A 20,322-nucleotide genomic window follows, 5' to 3' on the forward strand; every position below is an offset into this window, starting at 1 on the left:
ACTCTATTTTTTAGAAAAAGTCAGATGAAATTCTTGTCCCTAAAAATAGCTTTTCTTGCAGGAGTTTTGAGCATAGCTTACTACATGCTTATCAATTACGTTTATTTCTCTGATTTTGGCTTTGTAGAAAGCGGCAGAATTGTTTTTGCGAGTCCCTATGGCTATTTTGATTATTTGCTTTTACCATTTTGCATTGTTACTGGCCAGGCCATTTACCGAAAAAGGAACAACGCGAACCTCACTTACCATAAGTTAATCGCATTCGGATGGAAAACGAGTTTACTTGCATCCATCATTTTCGCCACTTTTATTTATACTGCACTGCAACTTTCTTCACCAAATTATTTTGAAGATTTAATAACTCTCATTAAAGAAATGAATGCCAGCGGAAATGAGCCGGAACCTTTCACCCAAAAACTTTTGATCCATATAAAACCTTTGGAAGCAACTCCGTTATTTAGATCTGCGCTCTTCTACGCTATTGCAAACTTATTTGCCTATTTTTTTCTTGGAACTTTAAGCAGTTGGATTTTTGCTATTTTAATAAAAAACACAGCCATGAAAAAATAAAATAACTACATGATTTTATAAACTATGAATGCAGAAATAAATTCCTACAACAACACCCAGGCCCTCGCCGACAAACACATCTGTGATCTCCTTGCCATAACCATCGACAAAGAATTAAAGAGTACGGAAAGCAAGATCTGGCATGCTCATCCAGTCTGGTTCTTAGAAGACAATCCCATTGTAGGGTATAGTAAATTAAAAGCTGGGATTCGATTAATGTTTTGGAGCGGTGCCGATTTTGAAGAAGAAATTCTAAAACCAGGTACCGGAAAATTTAAAGATGCATCTATCCTTTACACATCTGCAGATCAAATAAAAATAAAGGATCTAAAACGTTGGATAAAAAAAGCAAAAGAGATTCAATGGGATTATAAAAACATCGTGAAGCGGAAGGGAAAGCTTGTAAGATTGAAATAAGTAACAATACATCTAAAAACTATTCACCCTAAATTATTGACGATCCACTATGCACCATCGACTATAAACTATCGACTATAAACTATTAACTTCCACATGTCGCATTCTCCCCTTAGTTTGTCGGATTCTGAATCAAGAAATAAAATTTCACTTGCTACTTTAGCATAAAAAAAATGAAAACACCAATCTATCCTTGTCTCTGGTTTGATGGACAAGCCAAAGCAACAGCCCAACACTACTGCAGTATTTTTAAAGATTCAAAAATCACTGCTGAAAACCCCATGGTGGTTACTTTTGAACTGAAAGGTTTTAAGTTCATGGCCCTCAATGGTGGTCCACAGTACAAATTTACGCCTGCCAATTCCTTTGTGATTGAATGCGAAACACAGGAAGAGATAGATCATTACTGGAATAAATTAGGTGAAGGTGGCCGTTACGATAAATGCGGTTGGTTACAGGATAAATTCGGCTTGTCGTGGCAGATTGTACCAACGGTATTAGCTAAGCTTATGTCTGATCCTGCGAGAGCGCCTAAAGTAATAGCAGCTTTTATGAAAATGACCAAATTTATTATAGCAGATCTCGAAAACGCGTAGTCTATATAATCTAAAATCGAAAAATTGGTTTAAAGGTCGCTAAAAAATAGCGACCTTTATTTTTTGCTTTTTAAAGAATAAAAAACTCTATCTTCGAAATAGACATTTACAAAATGGCAGGAAGAAAATTCTCCACACAAGAAAGAGAAGAGTTTTTAGCAAAGATTGACGCAAAAAAGCAGGCGCAGGATGAAAAGCTACGACTCATAAATCTCGCCTATCACAGAACTCCGCTCTACATGGCGACATTTGTTCTGCGAATGTTATTCCTTTTATTTTTTACCTGGATTTTTTTCTGGGACGGCGGATCAGGTGAAATAACCCAGGAAACAGTTCTTCAGACCGATAAAGGCATATACCTTACTTACGCCAACGTTAAAGTTGAAAAACTAACATTTGAAACACCAGCCGGAGATTATGAAGCTCTATTCGAAAGAACACCCATGCCCTATCTTAGCAAAGGAATTCAATTAAACATCGAGCACAATTGCGTTGGAAAAGCAACGTATTTTTTTCGCAAGGGAGAAAAAATAAAATATCCGCTGGCCGTTAGCTGGATTCTTTACATTAGTATTGCGATTCTCACGGTAATGTCTTTTAAGTTTAATGATGCGCTCGAAAGTTTCGACCACAAATTTTTATGGATCACCTGGACCGCAAATCTTTTTGCTTTTGGCCATTATTTTTTGACCTAGAATAAAAATCAGTATCAGCAATTTCGTCACGCCATCCTGAACTTCCTTATTTAATTTTTATTTTTAAATTTGATTAAACACCCAAACATTTCTTATGACAGACTCCCTTAGCATAAAACTAAATTCAGGCTCTAAATCCATTCTTAAAATAGGATTTTTACTTCGCGCGCTTATTTTGTTGATTACCATAATCGGCGCAGCACTCACAGGAATTAACGTTTTTAAAGAAATGCCTCTTCTGGGTATAATTTGTTTAGCCGTTTCGATCGGCGTCCTGATCATCTTATACAACATGTTAAAAGCAGCTTTTTATTCAGAAAGTCTGCTAATAACAAAACAAACGATAACTGTTATTTACAAGACTCAGGGAAATACGACAGAAACCTCTTTTCACTTGGACGATATTCGTTATTTTGGTTTTTTTCAGCAGCACTACACCAAACATCCTATGGATACCAATCCGTTTATAGATGTTACAGGACTAGCAGTCTTGGAAAAAGAACTTCAATATGTGATTGATGAAGGAAATATTAAAATTGAAACTGCAACGAAAAGCATGCGCTTTGGAAAGAACATGCCTTCCTGGGACGTGGAAGAACTTGTTGAAGAAATAGAAAACTTTACAGGACTTAAATTTAAAACTCCCATTCCGCAACGCACAGAAGAACACGCACGAGTAGACAAGGACGAGGATTTGCAAGAAGAAGAATTATCTACATTTCCGGAAAACGAAAGTGAAACTCCACAAAATTTCACCAGAAAAACTTACAAGGGCGATTACGGAAGTCTGACCATAGAACAAAAACTAGACATTCCCAGTTCAGAAGACAGAGCATTTTTAAACGGCAAACTCGCCGCTTCCGGAAAATACCAGGTGGGTGACAAACAATTTGTGCTTGTCTCAAATGGGATTATCTATGCGGTGCGGGGGTTTTCGGAATAAAGTATTTTCTTAATCTCAGTTATCAAGCATTTATAATAATTACATTTGAGATACATCTTCAACATAACAACTCCGCATTTTTTTAAATAGCAATGAAAATTAAAATTTCTATTATTCTAACGCTTTTTGCGATTTGTTTCAAATCTCAAAATCTTGTGCCGAATCCGAGTTTCGATTATGTCACTACCTGTCCTACAGATCAAGCTCAAGTATCCTATGCACCCCCTTGGTTCATACCTTCTAATGGCACATCTGATTTATATCATAGTTGCTCTGCTCTTTCTTCTTGGGTAAACGTCCCCGGCCCCAATCAAATAGGCTACAGTTCGAGTTATGCGCACTCCGGATCAGGTATGGCAGGACTATTTCATTCAAATAATATGAAAATTGAATCATTACCTAACCTGATGTATCGTGAATATATTGCAGTTCGCTTGAATTCAACATTAATCAGTAATACTAAATACTACGTCAGCTTTTTTGTAAAACTTGCAGATAGCTGCATTTACGCCGGTCGTTTAGGCATGTTTATCTCTAAAGATAGCATCTCAAAATCTTCATCTTATGATACTATCGCCGCATTTCCTCAAATCAGTTCGGATACAACATCTTATCTCTTCAGTAAAACGAAATGGAAAAAAATTACTGGAAGTTTTATATCAAATGGAGCGGAGAAGTTTATTTACATAGGAAACTTTAAGCCTAGTATAGCTAACGACACTTTATTTGTTGGTCCAGGCGGACGCGCTCCAAATGGAAATACCGGAGGTCATAGGCTTAACATGGCATACTATTATGTGGATGATGTTTGCGTTTCTAGCGTTCAGGACTATTGCACTGTTTGGACCAGTATCAAATATCAATCCAAAAAAACCTTTAAAATATTTCCTAATCCAACAAACGATAAAATAAAAATCACTTTCGAGAGGCATAGTCTAAACTCAGTTGAAATTATAGACATTCATGGATTAAAGGTTAACGAAAGTTTTAGCGTTGAACAAGAAGAGATAGTATTAGATTGCGACTTTCTACCTAAAGGAGTATATTTTTTAAAAATCCTTAGTGACAGTGAAGTTACATACGAACGTTTTGTGAAATATTGAGAAACGTGTTTTAAAGCTAGAAACTACTTAATATTTACTTGCTTTTAGCGAGGAATCCCATAATTTCCTTTTTGATTAATGGTTCCCATTATGCCCTTGCCATTCCAGCATTTTTAAATACTTTTGCCAGACTAAACCAATCCCTATGAAGAACCTCCTGCTGGCCGCACTATTTCTTACTTTCACAAGCTCTTTCTCTCAATCATTCCCCGATAGTCAAACCGATGGAAAATTTTACACTGTAAATGGCTACAAGCTTTGGACCGTTAGTTTTGGAAAGGGCGATCCGATCTTTTTTATCGCCGGTGGCCCAGGTGGCACACACTACGGACTCAGAAGTTTTGATTCTTTAAGTAAAACAAATACCCTGGTTTATTTCGACGGCTTAGGTCGCGGAAAATCTGACACCGCGAAAAATGTCTCTGAATATACCTTATCGAGAGACATTGAAGATTTGGAAGGTCTGCGAAAAGCCATGAAGTTTGAAAAAATAAACATCCTTGGGCATTCCTACGGCGGTGTGGTAGCCCAAGGCTATGCGGTAAAATATCCAAACCAGGTAAAACATCTTATTCTTGCTAATTCTTTTCACAGCTTTATTATGTGGCAGGCAAATGATGATAACTGTAATCACGAAATAAAAACAAATTATCCGGAAGTCTGGGACGAATTAATGAAAATTCGCGAAGAAGGAGGTATTTCAAGCGATGCCAAACACCAGGAAGTTTACGGAAAAGTTCCCTATGGATTTATGTACGCCTACAATCCCGATAACTTCAAAAGTCGTGGAAGAAAACCTTATCCCAATCCTTTCAATTCCAAATTGTATTACCAAATGGTAGGGAAAGACGGAGATTTTATTGTTGGAAACGATATAGGCACTTTCGATTTTCGTAAACAATTAAAAGACCTTAAGATGCCGGTTCTTGTAATCGGCGGCAGATACGACCGTGTGGCAGTTCCTTCGATGATGATCAAATACAAAGAATATTGTCCGCAGGCGCAGTATGTTATGTTTGAAAACAGCGGGCATAATCCACAGGTAGAGGAACCTGCAAAAGAATTCAAATTAATTAGTGATTTTTTAGAAAAGTAGACTTCGCGTAATGGCGCTGCCCGCTTATGCAAAGACTTATGGGTCTCAAGATTGTCAGCGATAAATTAAAATACTTTGTTCAGGTGAAACATTAAACTCTCGTAGTATTTTTCGTAGTCCCTTATGTAACCAGGTGTATTGTAATCTTTAGATGGCGTATCGCAGAGGTCTTCAAAATTTTTTATGGCCATTTCCAGGTAGTCGGGATCTACTTCTTCCAAAAATAATTTTTTATTATTCTGCATTAAATTTAAAATTCTTAAAGAAGAGCGGTGATTTGTTTCTTGACGTAATCCTCTTATTTCATCAATCATTTGTTCTAGTCTGGCCATGCACAAAAGTACAATTTAAATGCTTTGTCATTTCGATCGTAGTCGAGAAATAGACATTTAAACTAAATTTATTCTTACAGAGGGTTGTTCCAAAAATCCTAAAGAATCCTTATTGCCGCTTGGTTTCCATTCCATACAACAGGACTGGCAGTATGCGCCACCCATTCATATTTTAAATCTGTAACCTGAACAAATTCCTGGAAGGCCTTAAATTCGTGATTTTCAAAATACTGGTAATTATAGATCTCATCAAATAAAATCACCGTGCCTTTCACCAGTTTATTATTTGTATACAATGTATTTAAAACGAACAACGTAGACGCGTAGAGATCGCAATCAATATGCACGAAAGCACAGGGTTGAGAATTGCGAGCTAAAAAATCAGGGAGCGTTTCTTCAAAATAACCTCTCACCAGTCTCACGTTCTTACTTTTTAAAGGAGGAATAGTGCCGCTTAACTTATAATGTCCTTTTAAATAAGTAAGTGTGTCACTCATTTTCCAATCTTCAGGAAGTCCTTCAAAACTATCAAATCCAATTACAAGATGACCATCATTGTTGTCAGCAATAAAATCGGCCGTAGTTCCCTTACCTACTCCAAACTCCAGCCACAAACCATTTAAGGTAACCTGGGCCATACAATAACGCATATAGTCCCAGTAGGTATGAGTAATATCCATTAACTCAGGTTGACTGGTATGTCGGTAACGAGACACCAGGCATCGCTCACATTTGCATCCGTCCAGAGAACTATTAAAACCTTCTGTAAATTTTTTACTGGCTTTAATTTCTTTAAGAATTTCAAGGGTTGATTGAACTATTGTCTCCATGGCATGCAATTTATTTAATAATCGGTGGCGAAGTTCTTTTACCAAACCTTGTAATCAACACTCGGTTTTTGATAAAGCTCGGTGAGACAATTTTTATATCTTTATTCTCACCAAATCAGTTTGCATCTCATGACGAAGATTCTTTTGCTAGTGTTTTTACTTTGCTCACTGTATAAAAATGCTCAAAACACCTGTTACACCGCAAGTACTATCTGTAATAATTCCACTTTTAATGTGGGTCCGGGCGGCGGTATTGGCGTATCTAACACGCTCTCCATCAGCAATCCTGTTAACGATCCCTTTCCTCCGAATGCCGGTTGTTTAAAGAGTGGAGCGGTAAATCCCACCTGGATGATTTTTACTGTAGCCAACTCAGGGTCTCTAGGATTTTCCATAGGTGACAGTACCAGCCCCAACCCGCAAATTTCCTTTCATGACTGGATTCTGTGGCCCTATTCAGCCACTACCTGCTCTGCAATTCTTAATAATACACTTCCCCCTCTGCGCTGCAATTGGAACGCTGCTATGGAAGGTGGCACAGGCATTGGTAACCTTCCGGTCGGCGCGAGCTCCTCTAACTATGAACCTGCTCTCAACGTAAATTCGGGCGATCAATTTATCCTTTTGTTAGATAATTATAGTGGCGTGAATACTACACTGACGTTTAGTAGCACTGGCACAGCCAGTCTGAATTGCAACACTGCTTTTAATGGCGACGTTTATACATGTCCTAACAAATCGACCAATTACATGGTGAATGATTTGGGCTGGAGTAATACTTCATTTACCCTTAATCCAGGAAATCTGATTCAGAGCAGTCCCTTCTTTACTTTGAGTACTCCAGTATCGCAAATATATACAGTAACGGTTTCTGGTACCAATACTCTTACCTCTCTGCAACAAACCTTTACAAGTACTTTTGCGTTTCATATCCTGCCGCCCGCAAACCTAATTGCCGTAAGTGACACAAGTATTTGCGAAGGAGAATCGGTGGCCATGTCTTTTTCGCCCACAGTAAATTTTTCGGTGAATGTAGCCGGACCGGGAAACTACACGCAATCCTTCTCAAACCCAGCTAACGGGATAATTGTTATTTCACCTTATAGTACTGGAATTTATCTGGCAACAACTTCTTATACTCCGGGCTGTACTTTAACCTTAATGGTATATATAGATGTGCAGAACCTTGTGAAGTTTACAACCGTTAGTGCCAACAACCTTTGTGAAGGAGAATCTGTAACCCTCGGTTTTTCAGCTGCCGAAAATTTCTCTACTTTTGTAACAGGACCTAACGCTTACTACCAATCTTTCCCAGCTCCATCCAGTGGCTGGATCACATTCGTACCAGCCGGCAGTGGCGGTTACTCTGCAACAATCTCTTACACCAATGGCTGTAGTGCCTCCTCAACAGTAATGCTGGTTTTAGACGCATGTACAAATTTAAATAAAGACGAAGTAGAAACTGTCAGAATCTGGCCAAATCCTGTAAAAGACTATTTATATTTTACAGATCAGCAGCCAATTAGCGCTATCGAGATCACTGACATTTCAGGAGTAACATTGAAACTACTACCTGAACATAACAGAATTAATTTGACTAATTTTAAGGAAGGAATTTATACCCTGAAATTCTATACAGCTCATAATGCTGAATTCAGGACAAGGCGAATAATAATAAAATAGAAGGGTGTTTTTACGCTCTATAAAAATTGGAATTTTTATACAAAGCAACACAATGGGAATAAGTTTCCCAATAAACTATTAAGCTTCCGCTTCGTTACTGTCTTTTTCGAAAATTTCTTTTAATAGATCTTTGTAAGCCCAATAAGCGTCTTTAACCTGGTATTCGAAATACTTCATAAGGTCTGACTTTTCATTGTTGTTACCGCCGAATGAATTGGGTTGATTTTCATTTTGTGAATTTAGCGTTGCTTCCATGATATATAGGTTTTAAATAATAAAGTCAATTTTCATGCCAGACTTTTAGGTCTTTAAAACTAATACGTCATAAACTAAAGAGAGGTTGGGTCTAAAAATAATTATTCATGATCTATACGATTTCTTAACATTACCACCTCTTTTTGCATCTCTTTCATACGTTTGAGAAGGTGGTTGATAACATCAATTCCTTCCATATTGACATTCAGTTCATAATGCAGGTTCATCATGCTTTCCAGGTCAGAAAGATACTCTTCATCAACGCATTCCAGTTCATCAATGCGGGTAATTTCTATCAGACCGTACTCATTTAACGAATGAATAAAAGAAGTCTCAATTTTATAGTGATTACAAAGCTTTTCAAGGCTTACAAGTTGCTCATTTTTCATTGTTTCCTATTTTATGATGAAGTGTCCCGATAGCCATCGTAAGATCTACTTCATGAGTTTTTGAAGTTCTTCAAATAATTCTTTCTCTTTCGCTGATAAATTAGTAGGCACCTTAACCTGATAAGTCACATAAAGGTCTCCAAACTGTCCCTCACTTTTATAAACCGGAAATCCTTTTCCTTTCAATTTAACCTTGGTTCCACTTTGCGTTCCTGCAGGAACTTTTAGTTTTACCTTCCCGTCAAATGTATTTATGGTAACATCGCCACCTAAAACTGCGGTATAAAAATCAAGATCCTGATTGCTGTACAAATTACTGCCATCGCGTTTAAATGCGGTGTTATTTTTAATAGAAAAGGTAATAAGTAAATCACCCGCCGGACCTCCATTAGCCCCCTCGCCTCCATGGCCTTTAATGCGAATAGTTTGCCCGTTTTCCAGACCCGCAGGAATAGTCATACGAATGTTCTTCCCATTAACGGTAATAGTTTGTTTTTGGCTTGTAAAAACATCTTTAAGATCAAGACTCAATTCTGCATTCATATCACGACCTTTATATTTTGTATTTCTGCCTCCTCCAAAAGAAGAGCCGCCACCACCAAACATCGATGAAAAGAAATCTGAAAAATCTTCGCCGCCAAAATCTCCCCCGCCCTGGTATGAACGTTGACCACCGTAACTTTGTTGCTGCTGTTGACGGGCCTGTTCATAAGCTTCGCTATGCTGCCAGTCTTTGCCATACTGATCGTATTTTTTACGTTTTTCAGGATCGCTTAGAACCTCGTTGGCTTCATTTATTTTTTGGAATTTTTGTTTGGCTGACTCATCATTTGGATTAACATCCGGATGGTATTTACGCGCAAGTTTCCTGTAAGCTTTTTTAACGTCGGCCTCGCTGGCCGATTTGTCTATTTCTAATACCTTATAATAATCTATGAATTCCATTTTTTGTTTATTCTTAGTTTATTTACTCGCTGAAAATTTAATAGTCAAAATTAGTGCCGTAGACTAAAATTACGAACACTTATTTTCCAGAATTTTTCAATTTCCTCTTGATACTGCGTTTAATTCTTAATTTTTTTTGTGCTGCTTAAAGTTTCTGAAATATATTTTCCCGTATAACCTTTTTTTGTTTTCGCAAGATCTTCCGGAGTTCCCTCAAATACAACATTGCCACCATGTTCCCCGCCTTCGGGCCCCATATCAATTACCCAATCTGCACACTTTACAACATCCATGTTATGTTCAATAACAACGATCGAATGGCCTTTTTTTAACAAAGCATCAAACGATTTCAAAAGCTTGGCCACATCGTGAAAATGTAATCCTGTGGTAGGTTCATCAAACACAAAAAGTGTTGGCGAAGTATTGTTTATCTGGATTAAAAAACTTGCCAATTTAATACGTTGTGCTTCTCCTCCACTTAAGGTACTGCTGCTTTGCCCTAGTTGAACATATCCCAGACCCACTGCTTGTAAGGCATTTAATTTCTCTGTTATTTTTATTGCAGTTCTGTTATCCTCATCCTTGCTAAAAAGTTCTACGGCATCTTCTACCGTTAAATCCAGAATATCTGAAATAGATTTTCCTTTGTAAAGAATTTCAAGGGTTTCCGATTTATAACGTTTGCCCTTGCAGCCTTCGCACTGCAGTTGAATGTCGGCCATAAATTGCATTTCCACGGTTATTTGACCCTCACCCTGACAAACTTCGCAACGCCCGCCTTCTACGTTAAAACTAAAAAATCCAGGTTTATAATTCCGCGTTTTGGCGAGCCCTTGGTCTGCAAACAAATTACGCACCTCATCAAATGCTTTTATATAGGTAACAGGATTACTTCGCGAAGATTTTCCGATAGGATTCTGATCTACAAATTCTAATTGTTTTATTTGTTTTAAACTTCCGCCAATTAAATGATCTGCGTTTACGCTATCGAAATACCCATCTAAATAACGCTGCATATAAGGAATTAATCCTTTTTTAATCAGTGTCGACTTTCCAGACCCACTCACACCCGTTACACAAGTCAATACTCCCAGCGGAAATTTTACGTTGACATTTTTTAAATTGTTGTCGTTCAGATTTCTAACCTCAATATACTCTTTCCATTTTCTGCGAGCCGTGGGAATTTCTATTCTCAATTGATCGGTAAGGTACTTAGAAGTATACCCACTTTTATTTTTCAAAAGATCTTTATGCGTTCCCTGGAAAACCAAATGGCCACCATGAGTGCCGGCCTCCGGACCAATATCTATCAACTCATCCGCCTGCCGCATAATTTCTTCATCGTGTTCCACGATAATAACCGTATTGCCTTGTTGTTGTAAAGATCGCAGCACTTTTATCAGGCGCTCTGTATCTCTCGGGTGCAGTCCAATACTTGGTTCGTCGAGAATGTACAAACTTCCAACAAGTGTACTTCCAAGTTGTGTCGCCAAGTTTATCCTTTGACTTTCGCCGCCGCTTAAAGTATTAGCAACACGGTTTAGCGTGAGATATCCTAATCCGACATCCATCAAATATTGCAGGCGATTGCTAATTTCAATAAGCAACCGTTTTGCAACTTTTGTATCGTGTTCGTTTAATTTTAAGTCCTTAAAAAACGGAATAAGATCGCTTACAGGCGATAATACCAGATCATTTATACATTTACCATCAATAAGAACATAATTAGCATCTTTCCTCAAACGTGTACCGTGACAATCAGGACATGCTGTCTTACCACGATAACGCGCAAGCATAACACGGTATTGAATTTTGTAAGTTTCTTTCTCCAGCATTTTGAAGAAAGCCGTTAAACCATCAAAATACTGATTACCTGTCCATAATAGTTCATAATCTTTTTTAGAAAGCTCCACTATAGGTTTGTGAACGGGGAAATTAAATTTATGCGCACTCTTAAGAAGTTGATTTTTATAGGAGCTCATTACTTCTCCATTCCAGCAAACTATGGCATTTTCGTAAACGGATAAACTCTTGTTAGGAATTACAAGGTCTGGATCAACACCGATAATACTTCCAAAACCCTCGCAGGTTTTACAAGCTCCGATAGGATTATTGAAAGTAAAAAAGTTAGCAGTAGGCTCTTCAAAGGTTATTCCGTCGAGTTCAAATAAATTGCTAAAAGTGTTTTTATCGTAGGCGCCGTTTTCTTTTTCTACCCAAACCAGGCATTCTCCTTCACCTTCCTGAAAAGCAGTTTGAACACTATCTCCAGCTCTGTTCACAAAGTCTTCTTCTTCAGGTGCCGTAACAAGTCTATCGATTAATAAATAAACCTCGGCCGTTTTTTTAGTAGTCTTAAAGTCGATTTCATTTATACGTTGTACTTTATCATTGACAATCGCGCGCGAAAATCCCTGCTGTTCGAGTAACTGCAATTGTTTTTGAAAGGGTCTGTCTTTTTTCTCGTATACTTTTGAAAGCACCAGAACTTTAGATTCAGGACTTAGAGCGGTTATAAAATTTACAACATCAGTAACGGTTTGTCTCTTTACTTGCTTACCACTAACAGGGCTGTAAGTTTTACCGATCCGTGAAAAAATCAATTTAAAATAATCGTAAATCTCCGTTATAGTCCCTACAGTACTTCTTGGATTACGCGAAATAACTTTTTGTTCAATAGCAATTGCAGGTGAAATTCCTTTTATATAATCCACCGCCGGTTTTTCAAGACGGCCTAAAAACTGTCTTGCATAGGCTGAAAGACTTTCTACGTACCTCCTCTGTCCCTCTGCATAAAGTGTATCAAACGCCAAAGAAGATTTTCCAGATCCAGACAACCCAGTGATCACGATCATTTTATTCCTGGGAATCGCCACGTCAATATTTTTTAAATTATGCTGGCGCGCTCCCTTAATGATGATAAATTCCTTAGGACTTAGTTTTGTAATATCTTGTTTACCTTCTTCTTTCAACGAAGCAACATTTGTTTTTTTATCTTTAATTTTTTCCATTTAAATTTTTTAATACCATCAACCCTAGAACCCCCTGCCTAAAAATCGATCTCCTAATTTACGCTCCACTATTAACTTCAAACTAATAACTGCCGACTATTAACTATGTACTCCAGCCAACCTACTCCATCAACTTTTTTAAATGCTGAAGCGTCGAAGGATCTTTCCAGTTAAGATAGCCAACTGTTTCTTTTTTCACTTCTAAATTTGTATTTAAAATGTAGGATGTCGGAATCGAATTAATTCCAATCTCGTTAAAATGCTTATTCATTTTTAAAAAAGTAAAAGGATACTTCTCTTTAAAATCCACTACTTTTTCTAGAGACTCATCACTTACCACTACAACCTCAACATCCGAAAGATCTTTGTCCTTTATATCACTCATCACCCCTAACTCTTCCCTGCAGTTACCGCACCAGGAGGCACTAAAACACAAAACCACTTTTTTTCCCTTAAAAGAATCCATCTTTACACTTCTTCCCTCCAGGTCTACCAGATTTAGTGAATTTAGATTTAGTGTTGGCGCCACGCGGTATTTCTGGTAAATGAAAAACCCCACAAATACTGCAATAACAAGCCCTACCGGGTAAATCCATTTATTTGACATAGTAATTAAGAATCGATAGTTAATTCCTTTACGATTTTTAAGGTTTAGTCTTTAAAATTACGAATAGATTTGCAGGTTAAACAGTGTTTTTGCTAAGAAAGATATTCAAAATTGTGTTAAGGATTGTTATCGCATTCCTTATTCTTACCATGGGCTCGACCCTGCTCTACCGCTGGGTTCCTGTACCCATTACACCCCTGATGCTTATTCGTTGCGTGGAACAAAAATCTGACGGTAAACCCATGACTCTTAAACACGATTGGGTAAGCCTTGAGGAAATATCTCCTAAACTTCAGCTGGCAGTGGTATGTAGCGAAGATCAAAATTACCTGAAACATTACGGGTTCGATTTCAAGGCTATAGAAAAAGCCATGAAAGCTAACGAAGAAGGAAAGAAATTACGAGGAGGTAGTACAATTTCGCAACAAACAGCAAAAAACGTATTTTTGTGGCCTGGCAGAAGTTATATTCGAAAGGGCTTTGAAGTGTATTTTACCTTGCTAATCGAATTAATGTGGAGTAAAGAAAGGATCATGGAAGTTTATTTAAACAGTATTGAAATGGGTAACGGCGTTTATGGCGCAGAATCAGCCGCTCAATATTGGTTTAAAAAGCCGGCAAAAAAACTAAGCAAAGACGAAAGTGCCGCAATTACCGCGATTCTTCCCAACCCACGAAAATTTGTAGCAAACCCTCCGAGTGCTTATATTGCAAGGAGAAAAGAATGGATTAAAAAACAAATGAGCTTTTGGGGCAATCAGTTGGATTACGATAAATACAACGATGATGATAGTGCGGCAGATAACAAAAGTAAAAACCAGAAAAGTAAAAAATAATGAATAAAGTACATGTCCTGATTATTTTATTGGTAATGTTTTTAAACGGTGGAAATTCTTCCACTGTCATCAAAGCAAAAAAAGTTTTTGGAAAAGCGGCACAAGCGGATGTTTCCTCTAATTTAACGGCTGCTCAAAAAATTATTGCCAATAAGCTCGACTTTTTCTTTACCGACATGAATAAAAAAGGCATCTTCAACGGAAGTGTCCTGGTGTCGCGCGCAGGAAAAGTGATCTATAAAAAATCGCTGGGCATTCTCGACAAATCAACACAAAACCGCTTAACCGACTCTTCCATGTTTCAGTTAGCCTCCGTTTCTAAAGTTATTACTGCTACGGCGGTGCTAATGCTGCACGAAAGAGAGATTATCGATATCAACAAACCTTTTAAATTCTATTTTCCCGATTTCCCTTACGAGAATGTAAATGTGAAAGATCTTTTAAATCACCGTTCGGGTTTACCTAATTATATCTACACGTTAAATACTGAAATCTGTAAGCCAAACTACCAGATGAACAATATTGAAATGTATGAACAGTTTGTTGCCAAAAACACCAAACAATGCTTGAAACCTGATTACCGTTTTAATTACTGTAACACAAATTATGCTTTACTTGCTCTGCTCATTGAAAAAACAAGTGGTAAAAGTTATTCGCAATTTCTGAAAGAAGAATTATTCAAACCACTGGGTATGAAAAATACCGCTACTATTAAAGACATTGATTTAAAGGGAATAAACATAACCAGGCCTTACGATACACGTTGGAGACCGGTAGCTTTTGATGCCAGCGATTATGTACTAGGCGATAAAAGTATTTACTCTACCCCTTTCGATCTTTTTCTCTTCAGCGAAGCCTTATACCAAAACAAAATCATTTCGCCTAAAACACAAGAACTTGCATACACCGCTTTCAGTAAAGAAAAAAAAATAAATAACTACGGTTACGGGTGGAGATTAAAAAATTATGAGGATCCTGATAAAAAAGAAGTCTATCACAACGGTTGGTGGCATGGGTACCGTTCTTCATTTCACCGCCGGTTAAAAGATACACTAACAGTAATCATCTTAAGTAATCAGTTAAACCGTTCAGCTTATCAAACCTATAAGGTTTACGATATTCTGGATAACAAAGCAGAGTCGCTTCAGGCAGAAGACGAAGAGTAAAACCAGAATTTTATATGTACTTTTGCACTTTATGTTTACCCTCTATTTAAAAGAAATACGCAGTTTTTTAAGCTCCCTGATTGGCTACATCGCTATCAGTGTGTTTATAACGCTCATAGGTATTTTTATGTGGGTTATCCCTACCGAGGGTGGTGGCTATAATATTTTAGACAATGGTTTCGCCAACATCGATCCTTTATTTTTCATCGCTCCCTGGGTTTATTTATTTTTAATTCCAGCCATTACCATGCGTTCTTTTTCTGAAGAGAAAAAAAATGGCACCATAGAATTACTTTTAACACGACCGCTCACCGATTTACAAATCGTACTTGCAAAATATTTTGCAGGTTTTACTTTAGTAATTGTTTCGCTCCTTCCTACACTTATTTATTATTACAGTGTTCACGTGCTTGGTGCGCCAAAAGGCAACCTGGATACGGGCGGTATGTGGGGTTCTTTTATCGGACTGCTTTTTCTGGGTGCAGGTTTTGTCTCTATAGGGATTTTTGCCTCGGCAATTGCAGAAAATCAGGTTATTGCTTTCATAATAGCAATGCTTCTCTGCTTTTTCTGCTACATCGGCTTTGAATACATTGCTCAGAGTGGTGTATTTGGAAAATACGACGCTTTCTTTAAAAGTCTTGGCATCAATGATCATTACACCAGCATGAGCCGCGGGGTTTTGGATACACGCGATATTATATATTTTTTAAGTGTCATTACTTTGTTTAATCTATTCACCCGTTTAGTTTTGGAAAGCAGAAAATGGTAAGTGAAAAGAAAATAACGACCTCCAACAAACGCCGTGATATAACTTCCCTGGCGATACTTCTTGTTATTGTTGTACTTCTTAATTTTGTGGGATCGTTTTACTTTAAACGATTTGACCTGACTTCAGAAAAACGCTATACCCTTGCAGAATCTACAAGAACACTCTTAGGAAACCTGGATGATGCTGTTTATCTGAAAGTCTACTTAAATGGCGACTTTGATCCGGGATTTACAAGACTAAAAAATGAAGCCCGCGAAATCCTGGATGAGTTTCGCGCTTATTCAAAAAACCAGGTGCAGTACGAATTTATTACTCCCGGCGATGGACTAACAGGTGACGAAAAAAATAACATTGAAAGACAACTTTACGAAAAGGGACTTATTCCGGAAGAAATCACCTTACGCGGAAAAGACAAAACAACTCAAAACCGCGTTTGGCCAGGTGCTATTGTAAACTATAAAGGCAAAGAAGCTGTATGGCAAATTTTTACACGCCAGACACCAGGAATTGACATAGAAACTTCCATCAATAACAGTGTTGAAGAATTAGAATACAGTCTCACCAACTCTATTAGAAAATTACAACGCACAAAACGTCCTGAGGTTACGTTTATTCAAGGGCAACACGAACTCGATACTATACAACAATATAGTTTCATGAAAGCCTTGTCAGAATACTACGATGTAAATCAAACGACCATAACACCGGGACGGGAACTCTCCTCTTTGAAGGGAAGTGACGCGATCGTCATTTCAAAGCCAGACAGTGCTTTCACCGACAAGGAAATTTACACCATCGATCAGTACATTATGAAAGGCGGTAAAGTTTTGTGGCTAATAGATCCCCTGCTTACAAATCAGGATTCTCTCGCAAGAGGCTTTACCATTGGTTTAGCCCGTCCTTTAAACCTGGAGCAAATGCTTTACAAATATGGCGTGCGCTTAAATAATATTATGGTGCAGGACATCCAATGCAGTTATTTAAAAATCAATACAGGCTTTAAAGGGCAATCTAAAATGGAATTATTGCCATGGGTCTATTCGCCACTTGTTTTACCGGATATTGATCACCCTATCGTGAAAAACCTCGATCTTATAAAATTCGATTTCCTTAGTACACTCGATACCATTGCTTCGGCTAAAAACATTAAAAAAACAATTCTCTTAAAAACTTCCAAATACACAAAAACGCAGCCGGCCCCTGCACGTATTTCTCTCGCCATGACAAGAATGAAGTTGAAGGAATCTCAGTTTATTAATTCTTACCAACCAATTGCTTGCCTGTTGGAGGGTGAATTCACGAGTTTTGTAGAAAACCGTTTACCATCGGCTCTTCTAAACGATAGCAATTTTAAACACATTGATCACGGTAAAGCCACCAAAATGATTGTGGTAGCTGATGGCGACGTGGCTAAGAACGAATACCGCCGCAGTACAGGAGAAGTTCTTCCACTTGGCTTCGACAGAAACACACAACAAACTTTTGCCAATAAAACTTTTTTAGTGAACTGCGTAAATTATTTATTGGACGATGAAGGCATGTTGCAATTACGTTCAAGAGAAGTAAAATTAAGATTGTTGGATAAGAAGAAAATCAACCTTCAGCGCCACAAATGGCAGTTCATAAACGTAGCAGTTCCTTTGTTATTGGTTATCGCTTTTGCAATATCACAATTCTACATTCGCAAACGAAAATATTCAGCGTAAATGATATAGTAGTGCGATCGGGACAGGGCACAAAATTGTGTCAGTTCGGGCAGGGCAAAAGAGTTAAGATTTTTTTGAGCCAGTTAGTGCGATAGGTTTGCAGTAGTGGAGAACTAGGTCAAACTGAAATTCGTTTCCAATAACTGATTTTTCACAGCGAACATTACTACACCTGCCGTATTATTTACACCTAGTTTATTCATGATGTTTTTGCGGTGCGTATTTACAGTGTGCGTACTAAGTTTTAATTTATCGGCTATAAGTTTGTTAGATAGACCCTCAGCAATGCCGCGAATAATATCGATCTCACGTTCTGTAACAGGAACCCCATCGCACCCAAGAGATTTAATAAAAGAATTATTGGTAACAATTTCAGGACTTGCAGATAAGAAAGAAATGATCTTTCCACAGATAAACTTCTCTCCTTTAATTGTTGAATTTATAGCTTCGAGAATTTCTATTTTATCACAGTCTTTTAATAAAAAACTGGTAACACCGCTTTCTAAAACAGCATTCAATTCTTTTTTAGAAAGTAACTCGGTAATGATTAAAAATTTTGTGCGTGAATACTTTTTTACGAGCACTTTTAACTCTTCACCTGACATGCCTAAAGCAACGAAATCGGCAATTAAAAGATTGGGTTTAGAAAGATATAATTGATTGATAAGATCTTCTTTATCTCCACAAACAGAGGGCACTAATTCAAAGCCTTTTAATTCTCCAACTAAAAGTTCTAACCCTACACGTGACAAAAAATTTTTATCTGCTATAAGTACTTTGATCATGGTACAAAGATACAATAACAAAGTTATACACGTGTTAAATTTTTATTTTTTTACCATCCGTTGCCAACATAGCGGCTCCGAAAATAGCTTCGGCGTCGCTGAGAAAACCATCCAGGTTGCGGTAACGAGCTGAAAAATGTCCGAGCAATAATTGTTTGGCCTCACTTAACTTTGCAATTTCGGCAGCTTGCTTTGCAGTGGTATGATAGGTTTTAGCAGCTCTCTCCAGATTATCGTCCAAAAAAGTAGACTCGTGGTAAAGCAGGTTTACGTTTTTTATAAAAGGAATTAAACTTTTATCAAAAATGGTATCACTGCAATAAGCATAACTTCTGGCCTGCGCAGGATCCAGAGTCGCATCTTCATTTTTTATAAGTTCGCCATCCAAATTCAGCACATCTTTTCCCGCTTTTAAAGCATGTATGTCTGCCATAGAAATATTAAACTTTTCTAATTTGTATTTATCTATTTTACGGGGAAAAGGTTTTTCTTTAAATAAAAATCCTGTGCAAAAAATGCGATGTTTTAAAGGAAAAGAATAAACCTCCACTTTTGTGTCTTCAAAAATGAGATGCAGATCATCATCCTGAGTGAAAACCCATTTAATCGGATAATTTAAACGTGTTTGTGAAACGCTATTAATCGCATCAATAATCGTCTTAAGCTCTTTAGGACAGTAAATTGTTAACTCCTGTTTTCGTCCCAGAAGATGCATACTACTTAGCAAGCCAGGTAAGCCAAAAAAATGATCCCCATGTAAATGTGAAATAAATATATGATCTATAGACTGGAACTTGGCCTTAAAACGGCGTAATTGAATTTGAGTTGCTTCGCCGCAATCAATTAAAAAATAACGCTCGGCAATGTTGAGTAATTGCGAACTGGGATTTCTTTCGGAAGTAGGACTTGCAGAAGAGGATCCTAAAATAAGGAGTTCAAACGTCTGGACACTCATCGCACAATAATCATATTAATAAACGAATTACTTGGCTAAAGATACCTAAACACATTCCTAAAACAAAAACCGCATTTAATTGCTTTAGCGCTCCCTTAATATTTGCATAGCGAAGGCTTTTTAAGTATTTTTGCAGCCTTAAACAGAAAAAATGACAGGAAATATCACTTTTACAATGCTTAAACCAGATGCTGTTGAAGCAAACAACATCGGACCAATTTTAGCGATGATCAATAAAGCAGGATTTAAAATTCTTGCAATGAAATACATGCGTTTAACCAAAGAACAAGCCGGAAAATTTTATGAAGTTCATAAAGAGCGTCCTTTTTACGGTGAACTTACTGAGTACATGAGCGGCGGTCCCATAGTAGCAGCTATTTTGTCAAAAAATAACGCTGTAGCAGATTACCGTCAACTTATCGGTGCAACAGATCCAAGCAAAGCCGATGAAGGAACTATTCGTAAAGTATTCGCTAAATCTATTGCTGCGAATGCTGTGCATGGTAGTGACAGCAACGAAAATGCGCAAATTGAATCTAATTTTTTCTTCTCTGAATTAGAGAGATTCTAAATTTTTTTCCATTATAAAATCCACCCTATTCTTTCACGAGAATAGGGTTTTTGCATTTT

The 20,322-nt window shown here is 37.5% G+C and carries 21 protein-coding genes; 13 read left to right on the forward strand and 8 right to left on the reverse strand.

Annotated elements, in window-relative coordinates; genetic code table 11:
* Positions 1-24: 24 nt before the first annotated feature.
* The 7 genes from CNR22_02230 (at position 25) to CNR22_02260 (ending at position 5,420) form a co-directional block, all read left to right on the forward strand.
* Entirely contained in the window at positions 25-570 is a 546-nt protein-coding gene (locus CNR22_02230; protein ID PBQ30637.1) for a hypothetical protein, read from the forward strand.
* A 24-nt stretch (positions 571-594) separates the two neighbouring features.
* Positions 595-987 (forward strand): hypothetical protein, encoded by a 393-nt coding sequence (locus tag CNR22_02235; GenBank protein PBQ30638.1) that lies wholly within the window; start codon positions 595-597, stop codon positions 985-987.
* 173 nt (positions 988-1,160) lie between these two features.
* Complete coding sequence (locus CNR22_02240; protein PBQ30639.1) at positions 1,161-1,583, forward strand: hypothetical protein; 423 nt, start codon at positions 1,161-1,163, stop codon at positions 1,581-1,583.
* Between the two features lie 113 nt (positions 1,584-1,696).
* A complete protein-coding gene (locus CNR22_02245; protein ID PBQ30640.1) occupies positions 1,697-2,278 on the forward strand; it encodes a hypothetical protein in 582 nt (193 codons plus the stop codon).
* A 94-nt stretch (positions 2,279-2,372) separates the two neighbouring features.
* Positions 2,373-3,221: a hypothetical protein gene (locus CNR22_02250; protein ID PBQ30641.1), complete on the forward strand. Its 849-nt coding sequence runs from the start codon at positions 2,373-2,375 to the stop codon at positions 3,219-3,221.
* A gap of 92 nt (positions 3,222-3,313) precedes the next feature.
* Positions 3,314-4,324 carry a hypothetical protein gene (locus CNR22_02255; protein PBQ30642.1) on the forward strand — a complete coding sequence of 337 codons (1,011 nt, stop codon included), beginning with the start codon at positions 3,314-3,316 and terminating at the stop codon, positions 4,322-4,324.
* A gap of 145 nt (positions 4,325-4,469) precedes the next feature.
* Complete coding sequence (locus CNR22_02260; GenBank protein PBQ30643.1) at positions 4,470-5,420, forward strand: alpha/beta hydrolase; 951 nt, start codon at positions 4,470-4,472, stop codon at positions 5,418-5,420.
* 65 nt (positions 5,421-5,485) lie between these two features.
* Here the strand turns inward: CNR22_02260 and CNR22_02265 are convergent, their stop codons facing one another.
* Together CNR22_02265 and CNR22_02270 are read right to left on the reverse strand one after the other, a co-directional pair.
* A complete protein-coding gene (locus tag CNR22_02265) occupies positions 5,486-5,734 on the reverse strand; it encodes a hypothetical protein (protein PBQ30644.1) in 249 nt (82 codons plus the stop codon).
* A gap of 116 nt (positions 5,735-5,850) precedes the next feature.
* Positions 5,851-6,582, reverse strand: coding sequence for a hypothetical protein (locus tag CNR22_02270; protein PBQ30645.1), 732 nt, complete (start codon positions 6,580-6,582; stop codon positions 5,851-5,853).
* A 129-nt stretch (positions 6,583-6,711) separates the two neighbouring features.
* Here CNR22_02270 and CNR22_02275 point away from each other — a divergent pair, with 129 nt between their 5' ends.
* Positions 6,712-8,265, forward strand: coding sequence for a hypothetical protein (locus tag CNR22_02275; GenBank protein PBQ30646.1), 1,554 nt, complete (start codon positions 6,712-6,714; stop codon positions 8,263-8,265).
* A 356-nt stretch (positions 8,266-8,621) separates the two neighbouring features.
* On the opposite strand, the gene CNR22_02280 is transcribed toward CNR22_02275, so the two are convergent.
* The 4 genes from CNR22_02280 to CNR22_02295 form a co-directional block, all read right to left on the reverse strand.
* On the reverse strand, positions 8,622-8,909 hold the full coding sequence (locus tag CNR22_02280) for a MerR family transcriptional regulator (protein ID PBQ30647.1): 288 nt from the start codon (positions 8,907-8,909) through the stop codon (positions 8,622-8,624).
* Positions 8,910-8,954: 45 nt separating this feature from the next.
* Positions 8,955-9,854 (reverse strand): molecular chaperone DnaJ, encoded by a 900-nt coding sequence (locus CNR22_02285; protein PBQ30648.1) that lies wholly within the window; start codon positions 9,852-9,854, stop codon positions 8,955-8,957.
* Positions 9,855-9,973: 119 nt separating this feature from the next.
* The gene (locus tag CNR22_02290) at positions 9,974-12,865 is read right to left on the reverse strand and encodes an excinuclease ABC subunit A (GenBank protein ID PBQ30649.1); all 2,892 of its coding nucleotides are present in this window, start codon (positions 12,863-12,865) and stop codon (positions 9,974-9,976) included.
* Positions 12,866-12,986: 121 nt separating this feature from the next.
* A complete protein-coding gene (locus tag CNR22_02295) occupies positions 12,987-13,472 on the reverse strand; it encodes a hypothetical protein (GenBank protein PBQ30650.1) in 486 nt (161 codons plus the stop codon).
* An 89-nt stretch (positions 13,473-13,561) separates the two neighbouring features.
* Between CNR22_02295 and CNR22_02300 the strand changes: the two genes are divergently transcribed.
* Genes CNR22_02300 through gldG form a run of 4 tightly spaced genes read left to right on the forward strand, consistent with a single transcriptional unit; the run spans position 13,562 to position 17,952 of the window.
* On the forward strand, positions 13,562-14,308 hold the full coding sequence (locus CNR22_02300; protein ID PBQ34788.1) for a monofunctional biosynthetic peptidoglycan transglycosylase: 747 nt from the start codon (positions 13,562-13,564) through the stop codon (positions 14,306-14,308).
* Positions 14,308-15,474, forward strand: a complete 1,167-nt coding sequence (locus tag CNR22_02305) for a hypothetical protein (GenBank protein PBQ30651.1) — start codon at positions 14,308-14,310, stop codon at positions 15,472-15,474. The genes CNR22_02300 and CNR22_02305 overlap by 1 nt, the downstream gene beginning before the upstream one ends.
* Before the next feature lie 31 nt (positions 15,475-15,505).
* Positions 15,506-16,246, forward strand: coding sequence for a gliding motility-associated ABC transporter permease subunit GldF (gene gldF, locus CNR22_02310; GenBank protein ID PBQ30652.1), 741 nt, complete (start codon positions 15,506-15,508; stop codon positions 16,244-16,246).
* A complete protein-coding gene (gldG, locus tag CNR22_02315; GenBank protein PBQ30653.1) occupies positions 16,240-17,952 on the forward strand; it encodes a gliding motility-associated ABC transporter substrate-binding protein GldG in 1,713 nt (570 codons plus the stop codon). Before gldF ends, gldG begins: the two co-directional genes overlap by 7 nt.
* A gap of 113 nt (positions 17,953-18,065) precedes the next feature.
* Here gldG and CNR22_02320 read toward each other — a convergent pair whose 3' ends face one another.
* Positions 18,066-18,737 (reverse strand): hypothetical protein, encoded by a 672-nt coding sequence (locus CNR22_02320; protein ID PBQ30654.1) that lies wholly within the window; start codon positions 18,735-18,737, stop codon positions 18,066-18,068.
* Between the two features lie 34 nt (positions 18,738-18,771).
* Complete coding sequence (locus CNR22_02325) at positions 18,772-19,692, reverse strand: ribonuclease Z (GenBank protein PBQ30655.1); 921 nt, start codon at positions 19,690-19,692, stop codon at positions 18,772-18,774.
* 151 nt (positions 19,693-19,843) lie between these two features.
* Between CNR22_02325 and CNR22_02330 the strand changes: the two genes are divergently transcribed.
* A complete protein-coding gene (locus CNR22_02330; protein ID PBQ30656.1) occupies positions 19,844-20,263 on the forward strand; it encodes a nucleoside-diphosphate kinase in 420 nt (139 codons plus the stop codon).
* The last annotated feature ends 59 nt before the right edge of the window (positions 20,264-20,322 follow it).

The sequence above is a fragment of the Sphingobacteriaceae bacterium genome (assembly GCA_002319075.1).
Lineage (GTDB): Bacteria > Bacteroidota > Bacteroidia > B-17B0 > Aurantibacillaceae > Aurantibacillus.

What these genes read in the sequence shown, in the direction of transcription:
- gldF (PBQ30652.1), top strand. Translation starts at nt 15,506, where the DNA reads ATGTTTACCCTCTATTTAAAAGAAATACGCAGTTTTTTAAGCTCCCTG.
- CNR22_02290 (PBQ30649.1), bottom strand. Translation starts at nt 12,865, where the DNA reads ATGGAAAAAATTAAAGATAAAAAAACAAATGTTGCTTCGTTGAAAGAA.
- CNR22_02320 (PBQ30654.1), bottom strand. Translation starts at nt 18,737, where the DNA reads ATGATCAAAGTACTTATAGCAGATAAAAATTTTTTGTCACGTGTAGGG.
- CNR22_02280 (PBQ30647.1), bottom strand. Translation starts at nt 8,909, where the DNA reads ATGAAAAATGAGCAACTTGTAAGCCTTGAAAAGCTTTGTAATCACTAT.
- gldG (PBQ30653.1), top strand. Translation starts at nt 16,240, where the DNA reads ATGGTAAGTGAAAAGAAAATAACGACCTCCAACAAACGCCGTGATATA.
- CNR22_02285 (PBQ30648.1), bottom strand. Translation starts at nt 9,854, where the DNA reads ATGGAATTCATAGATTATTATAAGGTATTAGAAATAGACAAATCGGCC.
- CNR22_02230 (PBQ30637.1), top strand. Translation starts at nt 25, where the DNA reads ATGAAATTCTTGTCCCTAAAAATAGCTTTTCTTGCAGGAGTTTTGAGC.
- CNR22_02330 (PBQ30656.1), top strand. Translation starts at nt 19,844, where the DNA reads ATGACAGGAAATATCACTTTTACAATGCTTAAACCAGATGCTGTTGAA.
- CNR22_02325 (PBQ30655.1), bottom strand. Translation starts at nt 19,692, where the DNA reads ATGAGTGTCCAGACGTTTGAACTCCTTATTTTAGGATCCTCTTCTGCA.
- CNR22_02250 (PBQ30641.1), top strand. Translation starts at nt 2,373, where the DNA reads ATGACAGACTCCCTTAGCATAAAACTAAATTCAGGCTCTAAATCCATT.
- CNR22_02245 (PBQ30640.1), top strand. Translation starts at nt 1,697, where the DNA reads ATGGCAGGAAGAAAATTCTCCACACAAGAAAGAGAAGAGTTTTTAGCA.
- CNR22_02295 (PBQ30650.1), bottom strand. Translation starts at nt 13,472, where the DNA reads ATGTCAAATAAATGGATTTACCCGGTAGGGCTTGTTATTGCAGTATTT.
- CNR22_02275 (PBQ30646.1), top strand. Translation starts at nt 6,712, where the DNA reads ATGACGAAGATTCTTTTGCTAGTGTTTTTACTTTGCTCACTGTATAAA.
- CNR22_02265 (PBQ30644.1), bottom strand. Translation starts at nt 5,734, where the DNA reads ATGATTGATGAAATAAGAGGATTACGTCAAGAAACAAATCACCGCTCT.
- CNR22_02260 (PBQ30643.1), top strand. Translation starts at nt 4,470, where the DNA reads ATGAAGAACCTCCTGCTGGCCGCACTATTTCTTACTTTCACAAGCTCT.
- CNR22_02255 (PBQ30642.1), top strand. Translation starts at nt 3,314, where the DNA reads ATGAAAATTAAAATTTCTATTATTCTAACGCTTTTTGCGATTTGTTTC.
- CNR22_02235 (PBQ30638.1), top strand. Translation starts at nt 595, where the DNA reads ATGAATGCAGAAATAAATTCCTACAACAACACCCAGGCCCTCGCCGAC.
- CNR22_02270 (PBQ30645.1), bottom strand. Translation starts at nt 6,582, where the DNA reads ATGGAGACAATAGTTCAATCAACCCTTGAAATTCTTAAAGAAATTAAA.
- CNR22_02305 (PBQ30651.1), top strand. Translation starts at nt 14,308, where the DNA reads ATGAATAAAGTACATGTCCTGATTATTTTATTGGTAATGTTTTTAAAC.
- CNR22_02240 (PBQ30639.1), top strand. Translation starts at nt 1,161, where the DNA reads ATGAAAACACCAATCTATCCTTGTCTCTGGTTTGATGGACAAGCCAAA.